Annotated in this window: 14 protein-coding genes; 5 read left to right on the top strand and 9 right to left on the bottom strand. The window is 63.6% G+C overall.

The features are described 5' to 3' along the window. Positions 1 to 24 precede the first annotated feature (24 nt). Positions 25 to 753 carry a glutathione S-transferase family protein gene (locus YY7_RS0131880; RefSeq protein WP_028166768.1) on the top strand — a complete coding sequence of 243 codons (729 nt, stop codon included), beginning with the start codon at positions 25 to 27 and terminating at the stop codon, positions 751 to 753. Positions 754 to 764: 11 nt separating this feature from the next. Here the strand turns inward: YY7_RS0131880 and YY7_RS0131875 are convergent, their stop codons facing one another. Then, positions 765 to 1,397 carry a pyridoxamine 5'-phosphate oxidase family protein gene (locus tag YY7_RS0131875; RefSeq protein ID WP_028166767.1) on the bottom strand — a complete coding sequence of 211 codons (633 nt, stop codon included), beginning with the start codon at positions 1,395 to 1,397 and terminating at the stop codon, positions 765 to 767. A 118-nt stretch (positions 1,398 to 1,515) separates the two neighbouring features. On the opposite strand from YY7_RS0131875, the gene YY7_RS0131870 reads away from it, so the two are divergent. Further along, positions 1,516 to 2,409, top strand: coding sequence for a LysR family transcriptional regulator (locus YY7_RS0131870; RefSeq protein WP_028166766.1), 894 nt, complete (start codon positions 1,516 to 1,518; stop codon positions 2,407 to 2,409). 130 nt (positions 2,410 to 2,539) lie between these two features. Here YY7_RS0131870 and YY7_RS0131860 read toward each other — a convergent pair whose 3' ends face one another. Together YY7_RS0131860 and pobA are read right to left on the bottom strand one after the other, a co-directional pair. Further along, the gene (locus YY7_RS0131860; RefSeq protein WP_028166765.1) at positions 2,540 to 2,983 is read right to left on the bottom strand and encodes a PaaI family thioesterase; all 444 of its coding nucleotides are present in this window, start codon (positions 2,981 to 2,983) and stop codon (positions 2,540 to 2,542) included. A gap of 220 nt (positions 2,984 to 3,203) precedes the next feature. Next, positions 3,204 to 4,373 carry a 4-hydroxybenzoate 3-monooxygenase gene (pobA, locus tag YY7_RS0131855; protein ID WP_028166764.1) on the bottom strand — a complete coding sequence of 390 codons (1,170 nt, stop codon included), beginning with the start codon at positions 4,371 to 4,373 and terminating at the stop codon, positions 3,204 to 3,206. Between the two features lie 138 nt (positions 4,374 to 4,511). On the opposite strand from pobA, the gene YY7_RS0131850 reads away from it, so the two are divergent. The 3 genes from YY7_RS0131850 (at position 4,512) to YY7_RS0131840 (ending at position 7,642) form a co-directional block, all read left to right on the top strand. Further along, entirely contained in the window at positions 4,512 to 5,528 is a 1,017-nt protein-coding gene (locus YY7_RS0131850; RefSeq protein ID WP_028166763.1) for a TRAP transporter substrate-binding protein, read from the top strand. A gap of 278 nt (positions 5,529 to 5,806) precedes the next feature. Continuing rightward, positions 5,807 to 6,316: a TRAP transporter small permease gene (locus YY7_RS0131845; protein ID WP_028166762.1), complete on the top strand. Its 510-nt coding sequence runs from the start codon at positions 5,807 to 5,809 to the stop codon at positions 6,314 to 6,316. Positions 6,317 to 6,322: 6 nt separating this feature from the next. After that, positions 6,323 to 7,642 carry a TRAP transporter large permease gene (locus tag YY7_RS0131840; protein ID WP_028166761.1) on the top strand — a complete coding sequence of 440 codons (1,320 nt, stop codon included), beginning with the start codon at positions 6,323 to 6,325 and terminating at the stop codon, positions 7,640 to 7,642. 148 nt (positions 7,643 to 7,790) lie between these two features. Here the strand turns inward: YY7_RS0131840 and glpK are convergent, their stop codons facing one another. From glpK to pimA, 6 genes are all read right to left on the bottom strand, one after another. Continuing rightward, positions 7,791 to 9,293, bottom strand: a complete 1,503-nt coding sequence (glpK, locus tag YY7_RS0131835; RefSeq protein ID WP_028166760.1) for a glycerol kinase GlpK — start codon at positions 9,291 to 9,293, stop codon at positions 7,791 to 7,793. Positions 9,294 to 9,510: 217 nt separating this feature from the next. Next, positions 9,511 to 10,284, bottom strand: a complete 774-nt coding sequence (locus tag YY7_RS0131830; RefSeq protein WP_028166759.1) for an SDR family NAD(P)-dependent oxidoreductase — start codon at positions 10,282 to 10,284, stop codon at positions 9,511 to 9,513. Between the two features lie 165 nt (positions 10,285 to 10,449). Then, positions 10,450 to 11,592, bottom strand: a complete 1,143-nt coding sequence (gene pimD / locus YY7_RS0131825) for a pimeloyl-CoA dehydrogenase small subunit (RefSeq protein WP_028166758.1) — start codon at positions 11,590 to 11,592, stop codon at positions 10,450 to 10,452. A gap of 150 nt (positions 11,593 to 11,742) precedes the next feature. Continuing rightward, positions 11,743 to 12,933 carry a pimeloyl-CoA dehydrogenase large subunit gene (gene pimC / locus YY7_RS0131820; protein ID WP_028166757.1) on the bottom strand — a complete coding sequence of 397 codons (1,191 nt, stop codon included), beginning with the start codon at positions 12,931 to 12,933 and terminating at the stop codon, positions 11,743 to 11,745. A 175-nt stretch (positions 12,934 to 13,108) separates the two neighbouring features. Further along, entirely contained in the window at positions 13,109 to 14,296 is a 1,188-nt protein-coding gene (locus YY7_RS0131815) for an acetyl-CoA C-acyltransferase (RefSeq protein WP_028166756.1), read from the bottom strand. Further along, positions 14,293 to 15,987, bottom strand: a complete 1,695-nt coding sequence (gene pimA / locus YY7_RS0131810) for a dicarboxylate--CoA ligase PimA (RefSeq protein ID WP_028166755.1) — start codon at positions 15,985 to 15,987, stop codon at positions 14,293 to 14,295. Before pimA ends, YY7_RS0131815 begins: the two co-directional genes overlap by 4 nt. Positions 15,988 to 16,092 lie beyond the last annotated feature (105 nt).

Genomic DNA, 16,092 nt, shown 5'->3' with positions numbered 1-16,092 from the left:
TTTTTTGGAAATTGGGAGGCTTCTATGATCATTCTCCATGGCTTCGGTCCGGGGTTCGGCTTGCCGGAAATCAGCCCGTTCGTGACCAAGACCGAGGTCCAATTGAAAATGGCCGGGCTTGCCTATTGCAAGGAGAAGGCGATGCCGCCGAGTTCGCCCAAGGGGCAGTTGCCCTATATCCGTGACGAAGCGGAGACCATCGCCGATTCCACTTTCATCCGCGCGCATATCGAAGGCAAATACGGCTTCGACTTCGATGCGCCCCTGAGCTTGCAGGCGCGCGCGCAGGCCTGGGCCTTCGAACGGATGATCGAGCACCATGTCTATTGGGCCCTGGTTGGCGCTCGCTGGGTCGATGAAACCAATTTCGCCAAGGGGCCGGCACATTTCTTCGACGGCGCGCCGGAACACATGCGCGAGAAACTACGTGAGGATGCTCAATTCCGGGTCGCCGAGAATTATCTCCTGTCTGGCCTTGGCCGCCATGCGCCCGACGACGACATCGACCTCGCCATCCGATCGCTGTTCGCGCTTTCCGTGCAGCTCGGCGACAAGCCGTATTTGATGGGCGATACGCCGTGCGGCACGGATGCCACCGCGTTCGGGGCGCTTGCGGGAATCCTGACCCCATTTTTCGATTCGCCGCTGCGCGCGCGGACCGAGAAGTTCAGCAACCTCACCGACTATGTCGACCGGATGATGGGGCAATATTATCCAGAGTTCGCCTGGTCGCCCGTGCGCGAAGCGGCCTGAGATCAGTTCGCCTAAGATGATGTCCCAGGCTGCGGCTGGCGCCTCAATGCAGCCAGCTCCGCTTCGAGCTCGGCGATCCGTGCGTCGCGTGCGGCGAGTGCCGCAGCGACATCGGCGGCATCGAATTTCTGCGGGATGTGCTGCGGACAGTTGGTGTCCCAAGCCGATATCTTGAACAGGATCACCTGCTCGGGACGCGCCCTGTAATCCTTGGGCATCAGTGATTGTGTCAGCGCCGGGTCGTCGTCGACCACGCGCGCTTCTCCCCAGAGCTTGACGCGTCTGCGATGCGCGTAATCCATCACGAAAATATACGCCTTCGGATTTTCCGACAAATTGCCTTGGGTGATGTACTGCCGGTTGCCGCTGAAGTCGGCGAACGCGATGGTACTGGCGTCCAGGACCTTGATGAATCCCTTCGGTCCGCCGCGGTGCTGGATATAGGGCTGGCCGTCGGCAGACGCGGTCGCGAAATAGAAGCTGTTGGTGTTGGCCAGGAAGGCTGCCAGGTTCTCGTCGATCTCGGTGCGCCAGCCGCGCCGTTCGGCCTGAGCATAGGCCTCGCGCGAACCTTTGCGCGCCTGGATCGCCTTCACCGCAGGCGTAAAGGCGACGTCGCTCGGATAGATCTGAGTGTCTGACATTTGAACCTCCCGGCGTGGAGCGCCAAAGCGTCGTTTCACCGTACAAAATGGGATGGTTCCCTCAGTTGAACAATCAAGGCGATTGACACTTCACTGTTGCGGTTTATGCAATAATGCGATGGACCGCATTGATGCTATGCAGGCCTTCGTCGCCGTGGCCGATCTGCAGGGGTTTGCGCCTGCGGCTCGAAAGCTCGGGCTGTCGCCGTCGGCCGTGACCCGGCTGATCGCCGCGCTGGAGGAGCGGCTTGGTGCGCGGTTGTTGCAGCGGACCACGCGGTCCGTGACCCTGACCGATGCGGGCTCGCGCTATCTGGAGCGCGCCCGCCGCATCCTTGCCGATCTCGAAGAGGCCGAGGAGGCCGTCGAGGGCGAGCGCACACGCCCGGCCGGGCGATTGGTGATCTCGGCGCCGGCCGGTTTCGGCCGCCTGCATGTCAGTCCCATGGTGACGGCCTATCTGAAGCGCTATCCCGACGTCGGCGTCGACCTCAGGCTGTCCGACCGCATGATCAATCTGGTGGAGGAGGGCGTCGATCTCGCCGTCAGGATCGGGCATCTGCCGGATTCGACGCTTGTCGCCCGCCATGTCGGCGAGATGCGGCGCATCGTAGTGGCGTCGAAGGCATATCTGAGCGCCCGCGGCGAACCGATGCGGCCCTCGGAGATATCAGCGCATGACACCATTCAGTTCGGCGCCATGTCGGCAGCGCCGGATTGGCGCTTTGTCGAGGAAGGGCAGGAGGTCCGCGTCGCGCCGAGTCCGCGCTTCTCATCGAACAACGCCGATGCCGCGATTCAATACGCCGAAGCCGGCGGCGGGCTGACGCGGGTGCTCGCCTATCAAGCGGCTGCCTCGCTGAAGGCAGGGCGGCTCAGGATCGTGCTGGCGAAATTCGAGCAGCCGCCGCTGCCGATCCACATCGTCTATCCGACCTCGCGCCTGCTCTCGGCCAAGGTGCGCACCTTCGTCGATCTGGTGACTGAGATCGCGGATTGGCGGTTTGGCTAATACTCGTCTCCCCACGCGCCGTCATGGCCGGGCCTGTCCCGGCCATCCACGTCTTTGTCGCCGCGCACAAGATCGTGGATGCCCGGGCCAAGCCCGGGCATGACGGTGCTAGGTGCAACGGCGATCGACGTCATCCGACACTGTCCTTCTTCGGCATCACCCGGAACGTCCCACTCGCCCGCGCGATGATGACGTCGTCCGCCTTCACCAAGCTCTGTGCAAAGCAGATCGTGCTCCCGGTCTTGATCACGTCGGTCTCGACCGCGAGCCACTGCCCGATCTCGGCAGTGCCAATGAAATCCACCGCAAGCGAGACCGTCACCAGCGAAGATGTCCAGCCCATCACTTGGGCGCAGCTATAGCCCATCGCGTTGTCGGCGAGTGCAGCGATCAATCCACCATGGATCAGACCGCGCGAGTTGGTGTGCGCCCTTGCGAGCCTGAGCCCCATGATCACTGCCCTGTCGGTGCGCTTCGAATAAAGCGGCTCCCAGGGATCGGTGAGCGGGCTCTTGCGGAAGTGAGGCTCAAAGCCTTCCGGAATGTCGGCAATGACGGAAGTATCGGTGCTCATGGTCGGCCCGTATGTCTGGTGATCTCGGCGCCATTGAACGCGATGTCGATGACAGTTTCACCGCATACAAAGTTTTAAACGGCATCTGCGCGGATGTTTGAAACACACTCCGTCGTCAGCGCGGTCCCGTAGGGTGGGCAAAGCGCAGCGTGCCCACCATCAGCACTCCGTTCGCAAAGGTGGGCACGCTGCGCTTTGCCCACCCTACGATTCCACGATTCTACAACGGCAGGCCGACGTAATTCTCCGACAGCGATGTCGACGCCGCCTTGGAGCTGACGAGATAGTCCAGCTCGGCGAGCTGGATACGTGCACCGAATTCGCCCTGATCGGGGAATTTGTGCAGCATCGAGGTCATCCACCAGGAGAAGCGCACCGCTTTCCAGACCCGCGCCAGCGCTCTGGCGGAGTAGCCATCGATGCCAGCGGAAGATCTCTCGTCGTAATATTCACGTAAGCCTTGCGACAGGTAGTGCACGTCGCTGGCGGCGAGGTTCAGTCCCTTTGCGCCGGTCGGCGGCACGATATGCGAGGCGTCGCCGGCCAGGAACATCCTGCCGAAGCGCATCGGCTCGGCGACGAAGCTGCGCAGCGGCGCGATGCTCTTTTCGATCGAGGGGCCGGTGACGAGTTCGTCCGCCGCCTTCTGGTCGAGCCGCCGCTTCAGCTCGTCCCAGAACCGCTCGTCGGACCATTGGTCGATATGGTCGTCGAGCGGACACTGCACGTAATAGCGGCTGCGGTGCATCGAGCGCATCGTGCACAGCGCAAAGCCGCGGTCATGGTTGTTGTAGATCAGCTCATGCGAGACCGGAGGAGTCTCCGAGAGGATGCCGAGCCAGCCGAACGGATACACCCGCTCATAGGTCTTGATGGCGGAAGCCGGCACGCTGGCGCGGCTGACGCCGTGGAAACCGTCGCAGCCCGCGATGAAGTCGCAGATGATCTCGCCTGCTTTGCCATCCTTCACGTAAGAGACGCGCGGATGGTCGGTGTCGAAATCGTGCGGCTGGACATCGGCGGCCTGATAGATGGTGGTGAGCCCGGCCTGCTGCCGCGCGTTCATGAGGTCGAGCGTCACCTCGGTCTGTCCGTAGATCATGACCGTCTTGCCGGTCGCCGCGTGCATGTCGATGCGATGCCGGTCGCCGCCGAAGGCGAGTTCCAATCCGTGATGAATCAGCCCCTCGCGATGGGCGCGCTCGCCTGCGCCGACGTGGTCGAGCAGGCCGACCGTGCCCTCTTCCAACAGGCCGGCGCGGATCCGTCCCAGCACGTAGTCCGGCGTCTGCCGTTCCAGGATCACATTGTCGATGCCATAGGCGTGAAGTAGTTGCCCAAGCAACAATCCTGCCGGACCTGCGCCTATGATTGCTACCTTTGACCGCAATTTTTGCTCCTCCCGATACCGTAGGCCACAGCTTATACCCGCTGGCCAGCCGCTGTCGTCAGCTTGCAATGGTGATTATATCATATAACAATAATCGCAAAGGGCCACCAAAGGCCCGCAAAGAGGGAGAGGATGCCGATGAGGAAGACGGTTCTGGCGTTGCTGCTGGCCGCCAGCGTGACGCCTGCGTTCGGGCAGGAGAAGACGTTCGACCTGAAGATTTCGCATTGGGTGCCGGCCTCCCATCCGCTGCAAAAGTCGCTGGAGGACTGGGCCGCGGCGGTGGAAAGGGATTCCGGCGGCACCATCAAGGGCAAGGTGTTCCCGGCCCAGCAGCTCGGCAAGGCCTTCGACCATTACGACATGGCGCGCGACGGCATCGCCGATGTCACCTATGTCAATCCGGGCTACCAGCCCGGCCGCTTCCCGATCGTCGGCGCCGGCGAATTGCCGTTCCTGATCTCGGACGCCAAGGGCGGCTCGATGGGACTGGATGCCTGGTACCGCAAATATGCCGAGAAGGAGATGAAGGACGTCAAATATTGTCTGGCCTTCGTCCATTCGCCGTCTTCGTTCCATTCGCGCACCAAGAAGATCGTGGTCCCCGAGGACGTCAAAGGCCTGAAGATCCGGCCTGCGCACGCCACCATGGCCAATTTCGTCACCTCGCTCGGTGGCACCAATGTGCAGTCCTCAGCGCCTGAAGTGCGCGATATCATCGAGCGCGGCGTTGCCGACGGCGTCACCTTTCCCTGGGGCTCGCTGGTGTTGTTCGGCATCGACAAGGTGACGAAGTACGACATGGAGGCGCCGCTCTATGTCACGACCTTCGTGTTCGTCATCAACAAGGACAAGTACAACGCGATGTCCGACCGTCAGAAGGCCGCCATCGACAAGAATTGCTCGACCGAGATGGCGGGCATCGTCGGCGAGCACTGGGGTAAGTTCGAGGACGCCGGCATCGATAAGGTGAAAGCCGAGTCCGGCCACGAGGTCTACACGCTGACGCCGGAGCAGACCGCGCTGTGGAAGAAGGCCGCCGAGCCGCTGGTCAAGACCTGGGCCGACAGCGTCAAGAAGACCGGCGTCGACGCGGATGCCGCCATGGCGGACCTGAAGGCGTCACTCGCGAAGTACAACGCGCTCGCGCAGTAAGGGTAGGCGCCGATCACGTTGGCCGCCGTTCCTGCAATCGTCATGAGCCGATGAGATTGGATCATACTGAAGCCGCATCGACGGTGCCCCACCTCTCCCCTTGTGGGAGAGGTCGGATCGCATCGCAAGATGCGATCCGGGTGAGGGGTTTCGCTCTCTCGTGGGACTTGATCGCCCTCACCCGGCGCTTCGCGCCGACCTCTCCCCGAAGGGGCGAGGTGAACTGCGCCGCCGGACCGCCTTAATCAACTGATCGCACAGCATAGGACGCTCCACTCATGAAACGCGCTTACATGGACCGTTTCATCGACACGATCGAATGGATCGCGGCCGGATTCGTCGGCATCGTCGCCGCCAATATCTTCCTTGCGGTGCTCCTGCGAAACACGCTGAACTACGCGATTCCCGATTCCTTCGACATCGGGCGGATGCTGCTCGGCATCCTCATTTTCTGGGGCATCGCCGCGACGTCCTATCGCGGCACCCACATTACCGTCGATCTGGTCTGGGCCAATGTCGGGCCGAGATACCAGCGCGTCATCGACGTGTTCGCGACGCTGGTGCTGCTGTTCGTGGTCACCGTGCAGACCTGGACGTTGTTCGACAAGGTGCGCGGCACCTACAACGACAATGTCCTGACCTTCGACCTGCACATGCCGACTTGGCCGTTCTTCGCGCTCGCCTGGATCGGCGACGTGTCCGCGGTGCTCTTGATCGCGATCCGCACCTATCGGCTGATCTTCCACCCCGAGGAGATGCACGATCCCAAGATCAAGGCGACGGAGTAAGCGCCGATGAGCACCGACGCCGTCGCCATCATCGGCTTTGTCGCGCTGTTCGCGCTGATGCTGCTCCGCGTGCCGGTCGGCATGGCGATGGGCCTCGTCGGCGTCTGCGGCTTCAGCTATCTGGTCGGCGCCACGCCGGCGCTGAAACTCGTCGGCCAGACCTCGATGCGTACGGTGACCGACTATACCTTCGGCGTCATCCCGATGTTCCTCCTGATGGGGACCTTTGTCAGCAATTCCGGCATGAGCCGCGAATTGTTCGGGGCGGCCAACGGTTTTGTCGGCCATCTCCGCGGCGGGCTCGGCATCGCCACCGTCGCCGCTTGCGGCGGCTTCGCCGCGATCTCTGGCTCCTCGGTCGCGACCGCCGCGACGTTCTCGGCTGTCGCGTATCCGGAGATGCGCCGCTTCGGCTACCCGCAATCTTTTGCCACCGGCGTGATCGCGGCGGGCGGCACGCTCGGCGCGATGCTGCCGCCGTCGACGGTGCTTGCGGTCTACGGCATCATCACTGAGCAGGACATCGGTAAACTCTTCATCGCCGGCATCATCCCGGGCCTGCTCGCGATGACCATGTATATGATCACCATCGCGTTGATCGGCTATATCAGGCCCGGCTTCCTGCCGACGGGGAAGCGGATTTCCTGGCGCGAGCGCTTCGCCGGCCTGCGCGACATCTGGGCGCCGGTGCTGCTCTTTATCTTTGTCATCGGCGGCCTCTACGGCCTGCCGTTCCTGCCGCGCTTCACGCCGACGGAAGCCGGCGGCGTCGGCGCCACCGGCGCATTCCTGATCGGCATTCTCACCGGACGGTTGGACAAGGAGAAGATCCTCAATTCGCTGCTGCAGGCGACGCGCACCGCGGCCGCGGTGTTCACCGTGCTGATCGGCGCGCTGATCTTCGGCTATTTCCTGACGGTGACGCAGACCCCGCAAAAGGTCACCGAATTCCTCACCGGCCTCGGGCTCGGCAGCTACGGCATCCTCGCCGTCATCATGGTGATGTATCTCGTGCTCGGCTGCCTGATGGACGCCATGGCGATGATCATCCTGACCGTGCCGATCATCTTCCCGGTGATCATGCATCTCGGCTTCGATCCGATCTGGTTCGGCGTCATCATCGTGATGACCGTCGAGCTCGGCCTGATCCATCCGCCTGTCGGCATGAACGTGTTCGTGATCAAGAGCGTGGTGAAGGACGTCTCCTTCTCCACGATCTTCAAGGGCGTGATCCCCTTCGTCGTCACCGACCTGATCCGGCTCGTGATCCTGATCGCCTTCCCGCTGCTCGCGACGTGGTTGCCGCAGCGGATGATGGCGAATTAGCGATCTCTCCATTCGTCATGGGCTTGTCCCGGCCATCCACGTTCTCGTTGCCGCCAAGACGTGGATGCCCGGGATATCTGCGCGAAGACGCGCTTCGCGCTTTTGCCCGGGCATGACGGAGAATGTGGCGCTGGCGATCAACAGCGCATCACTCCCCCTCGTCGCTCGCGAGCACGCCCTTCACCGCGCGCGCCCAGCCCGCCAGCTTCCGCTCGCGCGTCGCCTGGCTCATCGCGGGCTTGAATCGGTGCTCCAATCGCCAGTTGTCGGCGAATTTCGTCGGCTCGGGATAGACGCCAGCCTGCAGGCCCGCGAGATAGGCGGCTCCTAACGCCGTGGTCTCCTGGATCATCGGGCGGTCGACCGGGGCGTCGAGCAGATCGGCCAATCGCTGCATGGTCCAGTCGGAAGCGGTCATGCCGCCGTCGACGCGGAGCACGATGTTGGCCGCGGTTGCGTCAGGCCAGTCGGCGCGCATCGCGGCCCAGAGGTCGTAGGTCTGGTAGCAGACGCTTTCCAGCGCGGCATGCGCGAGCTCGGCCGGGCCGGTGTTGCGGGTGAGGCCGAACAGCGCGCCGCGCACACGCGGATTCCAGTAGGGCGCGCCCATGCCGACAAAGGCCGGCACCAGATAGACGCTCTGCATCGAGTCGGATTTGTCGGCGAGCGGCCCGGTCTCGGCGGCCTGCTTGATGATACCGAGCCCGTCGCGCAGCCATTGCACTGCGCTTCCGGCGACGAAGATCGAGCCTTCCAGCGCGTAGGTGCGTTTGCCGCCGAGCTGGTAGGCTATCGTGGTCAGCAGCTTGTTCTTCGATTTCACCGGCGTGGTGCCGGTGTTGAGCAGTGCAAAGCAGCCGGTGCCATAGGTCGACTTGATCATGCCGGGCTCGAAACAGGCCTGCCCGATGGTCGCAGCTTGCTGGTCGCCGGCGATGCCTGCGATGGCGATGCTGCCGCCGAACAGGTCGGGCACGCTGTCGCCGAATTTCGCCGACGAGTCCTTCACCTCTGGCAGCATCGAGCGGGGCACGCCGAGGATTTTCAAGAGCTCGTCGTCCCATTCGCCGGTGTGGATGTTGAACAGCAGGGTGCGCGAGGCGTTGGTGGCGTCGGTTGCGTGCACCTTGCCGCCGGTGAGCCGCCAGAGCAGATAGCAATCGACGGTGCCGAACAGCAGTTCGCCGCGCTCGGCGCGCTCTCGCGCGCCGGGCACGCCGTCGAGGATCCAGGCGACTTTTGTCCCCGAGAAATAAGGGTCGATGATCAATCCGGTCTTGGCCGAGATCACGGGCTCGTGGCCTTCGGCCTTCAGTCTGGCGCAGAAATCTGCGGTGCGACGGTCCTGCCAGACGATGGCGCGGTGCACGGCCTGGCCCGTGGCGCGGTCCCACACGACAGTGGTCTCGCGCTGGTTCGTAATGCCGATCGCGGCGATGTCTTTCGCTTTGAGATCGGCCTTCTCCAGCGCATTGCGGCAGGTGGCGATGGTCGAGGTCCAGATGTCCTCCGGCTCATGCTCGACCCAGCCGGAGGCCGGGAAATGCTGCGGAAACTCCTGCTGCGCCACCGCCGCGATGGAAATATCGCTGCGGAACACAATGGCGCGCGAGGACGTGGTGCCCTGATCGATGGCCAGCACAAAGGACATGGCGCTCCTTCCCGGAGGTGATGGTTTGCGCCAAGGGAGCGGATTGGCGCGGGAAGGTCAATATGCCGCCCGCTCGACCTCGCCCCGCTCTCGCGGGGAGAGGTCGGCGCGCAGCGCGGGGTGAGGGGACGCGCCGCATTCACGGTGTTCAGAATTTGTGGAGGCAGCCCCTCACCCCAACCCTCTCCCCGTGAAGAACGGGGAGAGGGAGACGAAGCTACACCGCTGCCGTGGTGACGCCGCCGTCGATGACGATGGTCTGGCCGGTCATGAAGGTGGAGGCGTCGGAGGCGAGATAGGCGACCGCGCCGGCGATCTCGTCGGGTTCGCCGATGCGACGGAGCGGGGTGGTGGCGGTGCGCCGTTTCAAAAGCTCCGCGTCTTCCCAGAGCGCGCGGGCGAAATCGGTCTTGACCAGCCCCGGCGCGACGCAATTGACGCGCACGCCTTTTGGTCCCCATTCGCCGGCCAAGCTGCGGCAGAGCGCGAAGTCGGCCGCCTTCGAGATGCCGTAGGCGCCGATCACGGTCGAGCCGCGCAATCCGCCGATGGACGAGATGATTACGACCGAGCCATTGCCGCGCTCGGCCATCTGCGGGATTGCCAGCGCGCAGAGCCAGATGTTGCTCTTGACGTTGCTGCCCATGATCTTGTCGAACGCCTCGTCCTTGATGTCGAGCAGCGGGCCGTAATAGGGGTTCACCGCGGCGTTGCAGACGAGGATGTCGATCTTGCCGTAATGTTTGGTTGCGCCGGAGATCAGCGCCTCCACCTCCTCGCGGCGCGAGATGTTGCAGGGGATCACATGCGCATCGCCGCCGGCCGCATTGATGCCGTCAGCCACTTCCTGGCAGGCGTCCGCCTTGCGCGAGGAGATCACCACCTTGGCGCCGAGCTTTGCCAGCAGTTCGGCGGAGGCGCGGCCGATGCCGCGGCTCGAGCCGGTGATGACGGCAACTTTTCCGGTGAGATCGAATGGGGTGTTCTTCATTGTTATGTTATTCCCTCTTCTGTTTTGTTCGCATTTTCCCACACCGTCATGGCCGGGCTTGACCCGGCCATCCACGCTCTTCCTTCGCCGCCAAGACGTGGATGCCCGGGACAAGCCTGGGCATGACGACCATTATGCGGCTTACGGGCTCGCAATGGCGAGCAGCTAAATCAACCCGCCCGCGTCTGCGACGCGGCGCAGGTGATACTCGGTGTCGCCAAAGGTGTTCTCGATCATGGTCAGGCGCTTGAAGTAGTGGCCGATCTTGGCCTCCATCGTCATGCCGATGCCGCCATGGAGCTGAATCGACTGCTGGCCGACGAACTTCAGCGACTTGCCGATCTGCACCTTGGCCGCCGCGATTGCGCTCGCGCGCTCCTTGGCATCCTCGAAGTCGCCGGCCATGGTCGCGAACATCGACATCGAGCGGGCCTGCTCGGCCGCGACGAACATGTCGGACGCACGGTGCTGCAGGCTCTGGAACGAACCGATCGCGACGCCGAACTGCTTGCGCGTCTTGATGTACTCGACGGTCTCCTTGAGCGATTCATCCATCGCGCCGACCGCCTCCGCGCACAGCGCGATGCGGGCTTCGTCGACCACGCGCTCGATCAGATCAAGCGCATCCTCGGGATTGCCGATCGCGGCATCGCTGCCGACTTCGACGCCGGTGAAGCTGATGTCGGCGGCGTGCAGGCCGTCCTGGGTCGGATAGCCCTTCTTGCTGATGCCCTTGGCATCGGCGGGCACCAGGAACACGCCGATCCCGTTTCTGTCGCGCCGCTCGCCCTTGGTGCGCGCGGTCACGATCAGCGTGTCGGCGTTCTCGCCGTTGAGGACGACGAACTTCTCGCCGTCGATGACCCAACCGGCGCCCTTCTTCTTCGCGGTCGTGGTGACGTCGAACAGGTCGTAACGCGAGTTCTTCTCGAGCTGCGCGAACGCGAGCGTCTTGCTGCCGTCGATGATGCCGGGAATGTGCGCGGCCTTCTGCTCGGCCGAGCCGCCATGGCGCAGGAAGCCGCCGCCGATCACCACGGTCGCCAGATAAGGCTCGAGCACGAGCGCTTTGCCGAGCGCTTCCATCACGATCATGGTCTCGACCCCGCCGGCGCCGAACCCGCCGTCGGCCTCAGTGAAGGGCAGGCCGAGCAGGCCCTGCTCGGCGAGCTTGCTCCAGACGGCTTTGCTCCAGCCGCCCTTCTCCTTCATGTATTTCTTGCGCTGCTCGAAATCGTAGGAATCCGTCAGCAGACCGTCGATGCTTTCCTTGAGAAGCCGCTGCTCCTCGGACAAATCAAAATCCATGTTCTTGCTCTCTCAGGATTATCGGAAATTCTCCGTCATGCCCGGGCTTGTCCCGGGCATCCACGCTCTTGCTCTGTCTGCACCACCGCGTGGATGGCCGGGTCAAGCCCGGCCATGACGCCAGTGTGTGTGACGGTAAGAGCCGTCAACTCAAAGCCCCAGCACCGCCTTGGCGATGATGTTGCGCTGGATCTCGTTGGAGCCGCCGTAGATCGAGACCTTGCGATTGTTGAAGTAGCTCGGCGCGATCTGGGCGGTCCAATCCATGGCCTCGTTTGAACCGTCGTCGCCATGCACGTCATAAGGTGCGGCGAACGGGCCGATCACTTCCATCAGGAGTTCCGTCGTGGTTTGCTGGATCTCCGAGCCCTTGATCTTGAGCACGGACGATGCCGGGTTGGGCTTGCCCTTGCCATGCTTGCCTTCGTCGGCGACGACGCGAAGCTGCGTCAGTTCCAGGGCCTTCAGCTCGATCTCGCAGGCTGACAGTCTCTCGCGGAACGCGGGATCCTGGATCACCGGCCGGCCACCGGATTCGACCTTGGAGGCGAGCTCCTTGATGCGGCGCAGCCGCTCCTTGGAGACGCCGACCCGCGCAATGCCGGTGCGCTCGTTGCCGAGCAGGAACTTGGCGTAATCCCAGCCCTTGTTCTCCTCGCCGATCAGGTTCTCGATCGGGACCTCGACATTGTCGAAGAACACTTCGTTGACCTCATGGCCGCCGTCGATGGTCTGGATCGGCCGAACCGTGACCCCCTTCGACTTCATGCTGAACACGATGAAGGAGATGCCCATCTGCTTCTTGGCGCTAGGATCGGTGCGGCACAGGCAGAAGATCATGTCGGCATGCTGCGCCAGCGTGGTCCAGGTCTTTTGGCCGTTGATGATCCACTTGTCGCCCTTGCGCTCGGCCTTGGTGCGGAGCGAGGCGAGGTCCGAACCCGAGCCCGGCTCCGAGAAGCCCTGGCACCACCAGTCGTCGACATTGGCGATGCGCGGCAAATACTGCTTCTTCTGCGCCTCGTTGCCGAAGGTGTAGATGACCGGGCCGACCATGCTGACGCCGAAGGCGAGCGGCTGCGGCGCCGGATAGGACTGCAGTTCCTCGTTGAAGATGTAGTGCTGCACCGACGTCCAGCCGGTGCCGCCATATTCCTTCGGCCAGTGCGATACGCCCCAGCCCTTCTTGTTCAGGATGCGCCACCAGGTGACCATCTCGTCCTTGGAGAGATGGCGGCCCTCCTGCATCTTCCTCCGCGTGTCCGGCGGCACATTGTCCCTGAAGAACGCCCGCACTTCCTCGCGAAACGCCACTTCTTCCTTGGTGAAAGCGAGATCCATCGGATCCTCCTTGTGAGCAAATGAACTATTTCTGCTTTGTGTTTCTCGTTCGTCGTCCCCGCGAAGGCGGGGACCCATAACCCCCGGCCTTTGTAGTGGACTTAAGCTATCTACCAGCGAGGCCCCAAAGCGAGATCACGCGGTATGGGTCCCGGCCTTCGCCGGGACGGCAGGCTTAGTGCACCACCTCGAACAAACCGGCCGCACCCATGCCGCCACCGACGCACATGGTGACGACCGCATATTTTGCCTTGCGGCGGCGGCCTTCGATCAAGGCGTGGCCGGTCAGCCGCGCGCCCGACATGCCGTAGGGATGGCCGACCGCGATCGCGCCGCCATTGACGTTGAGCTTATCGGGATCGATGCCGAGCTTGTCGCGGCAATAGAGCACCTGCACCGCGAAGGCCTCGTTGAGCTCCCAGAGGTCGATGTCCTCGACCTTCAGGCCATGGCGCTTGAGCAGGCGCGGCACGGCGAAGACCGGCCCGATTCCCATCTCGTCGGGCTCGCAGCCGGCGGAAACGAAACCGCGGAAGATGCCGAGCGGCTTCAGGCCGCGCTTGGCCGCTTCCTTGTCGCTCATGATCACCGTTGCGCTGGCGCCATCGGAAAGCTGGCTGGCATTACCGGCGGTGATGGTGAAACCTTCGCCGCGCACCGGCTTCAGGCCGGCAAGGCCTTCGGCCGTGGTCTCGGGCCGCGGACCCTCATCCTGCGACAGCGTCACCTCCTTGAACGAGACCGCGCCGGTCGCCTTGTCGGTCACCGCCATCTGGGTGGTGATCGGCGCCAGCTCGTCCTTGAACTTGCCGCCCTGCTGGGCGGCCGCGGTGCGGCGCTGGCTCTCGAGCGAATATTCGTCCTGCTTTTCGCGCGAGATGTTGTAGCGTTTGGCGACTACTTCGGCGGTGTCGATCATGGGCATGTAGACCTCGCCCTTGATCTTCAACAGCGCCGGGTCCTGGGCGTGAAACGTATTGATCTTGTCGTTCTGCACCAGGCTGATCGATTCACCGCCGCCGCCGACCGCGATCTCGACGCCGTCGAACAGCACCGAGCGCGCGGCAAGCGCAATCGCCTGCAGGCCGGAGGCGCATTGCCGGTCAATGGTGGTGCCGGCGACAGTGACGGGAAGGCCGGCGCGGAGCAGCGCCTTGCGTGCGATGTTGCCGCCGGTTGCGCCCTGCTGCAGGGCTGCGCCCATCACGACGTCCTCGACCTCCTTCGGGTCGACCTTGGCACGGGCGACTGCCTCGCCGATCGCGTGTCCAAGCAGGGTTGCGCCTTCGGTGACGTTGAGCGCGCCGCGATAGGCCTTGCCGATTGGCGTGCGGGCGGTGGAGACGATAACGGCGTCGGTCATGAACGACCTCCTGTTGCGGTTTCTGGTTGTTGTTTGGCTGCGCTGCCCGGAGCGGCCTTCTGCTGGCGCAGTTCGTGACGGGAGAGTTTTCCGACCGACGTTCGCGGCAATTCCTCGACGAATTCGAGTGCGGCCGGCAGTTCATGCTTGCCGAGCTTGCCGGTGAGAAAGACGCGCAGATCGTCGATCGTGAACGGCGCCGCGCCGTCGCGCAGCTTGATGAAGGCTTTCGCAGCCTCGCCCCGGTAGTCGTCGGGGATGCCGATCACGATCACTTCCTGCACTGACGGATGCGTATAGATCGCCTGCTCGATCATCTGCGGATAGACATTGAAGCCGCCGGAGATGATCATGTCCTTCTTGCGGTCGACCAGATAGAAATAGCCGTCCGCGTCCATGTAGCCGATGTCGCCGGTGAGGAAGCGGTCGCCGACAAACGCTTCGGCGGTTTCCTTGGGCCGGTTCCAGTAGCCCTTTGTGACATTCGGGCCGCGAATACGGATTTCGCCGACTTCGCCGACGGGCAGCACCTGCTTCGGATCATCCAGCGAGACCACGTCGAGCTCGATGCCCGGCAGCATCAGGCCGATCGAGCCCGGCTTATCCGGCCCTTCCTTGACGTGGCCGGTGCCCGGCGAGCAGGTCTCGGTCATGCCCCAGCCGCTGCGCAGCTTCATGCCGACCCGGCGCTCGAAGATCTTTGCTACCTCCACCGGCAGCGGCGCGCCGCCGGAGCCGCAGCTCACCAGCGACGACAGGTCGCGCTTGTCGAGATCGGGCAGGGCGGCGATTGCAATCCACATCGTGGGCACGCCCGGGAACACGGTGGCGCGCTTCTCCTCGATGTCGCGCATCACGGCCTGGACGTCGAAGCGCTGGTGCAGCGAGATCAGATGGCCGTGCCGGATCGAGGACAGCAGCACGACCGTCAGCGCATAGATGTGGAACAGCGGCAGCACGCAGATCACGCGCTCGATCGCATCGCGCTCCGCGCGGGCCGCCTTGCCCCAGACCTCATAGATCGACACCGCCGCAGTCAGATTGCCGTGGCTCAACATCGCGCCCTTCGGCAGGCCCGTGGTGCCGCCGGTATATTGCAGCAGCGCGACGTCGTCGGCGCTGACCTCGGGCCATTTGGCCGGCCTGGTCGCGCCGTCGATGAACTGGCGGTAGGTGATGATGGCGGGATTGTCAGGTAGCGCCGTCTGCGGGGTGCCGATCTTGCCCCAATGATCGTCCTCGCAGACGATCAGCCGGTCGAGCAGGCCCTTGTCAAGGAACTTCAGCGCGGTCGGCAGCAGTGCCGAGAGGTTGCTGGTGATGAGGATGCGCGCGCCGGAATCCGAGAGCTTGTGCGAGAGCGCGATCTCGCCGTCGAGCGGCGACAGATGCACGACGCGGGCACCCGCCTTCAGCGCGCCGAAGAAGTTGATGGGATGGTCGGGCGTGTTGCCGAGGAACAGCGCCACCGAGGTGTTCTTGCCGTAGCCGGCCCGCAGGAACGCGGAAGCCGCGGTTTCGACCAGGGCTTCCAGCTCCGCATAGCTGATCGGCCGGTCGCGGAATTCGATCACCGTCCGCGGGCCGTAGGCCGCCGCGGCCGTGGAGAGCAAATCAGGCAACGTGCCGCGCGCGATCGGATCGTCCCAACGCACGCCCTTCGGATAAAACTGTTCGCCGGGATGGGTCATGATGCTCAGCGCAAAAACCTAGCGGCCGTCATTCCGGGGCGTCCGAAGGACGAACCCGGAATCCATCGGGCCACATGTGCAGGCGGAGAAATGGATTCCGGGTCC

Origin of the sequence: Bradyrhizobium elkanii WSM2783, from assembly GCF_000472865.1 — a bacterium.
Taxonomy (GTDB): Bacteria; Pseudomonadota; Alphaproteobacteria; order Rhizobiales; family Xanthobacteraceae; genus Bradyrhizobium; species Bradyrhizobium elkanii_A.
Note: the sequence above shows the minus strand (reverse complement) of the source record. Positions and strands in the feature narration are given on the sequence as shown.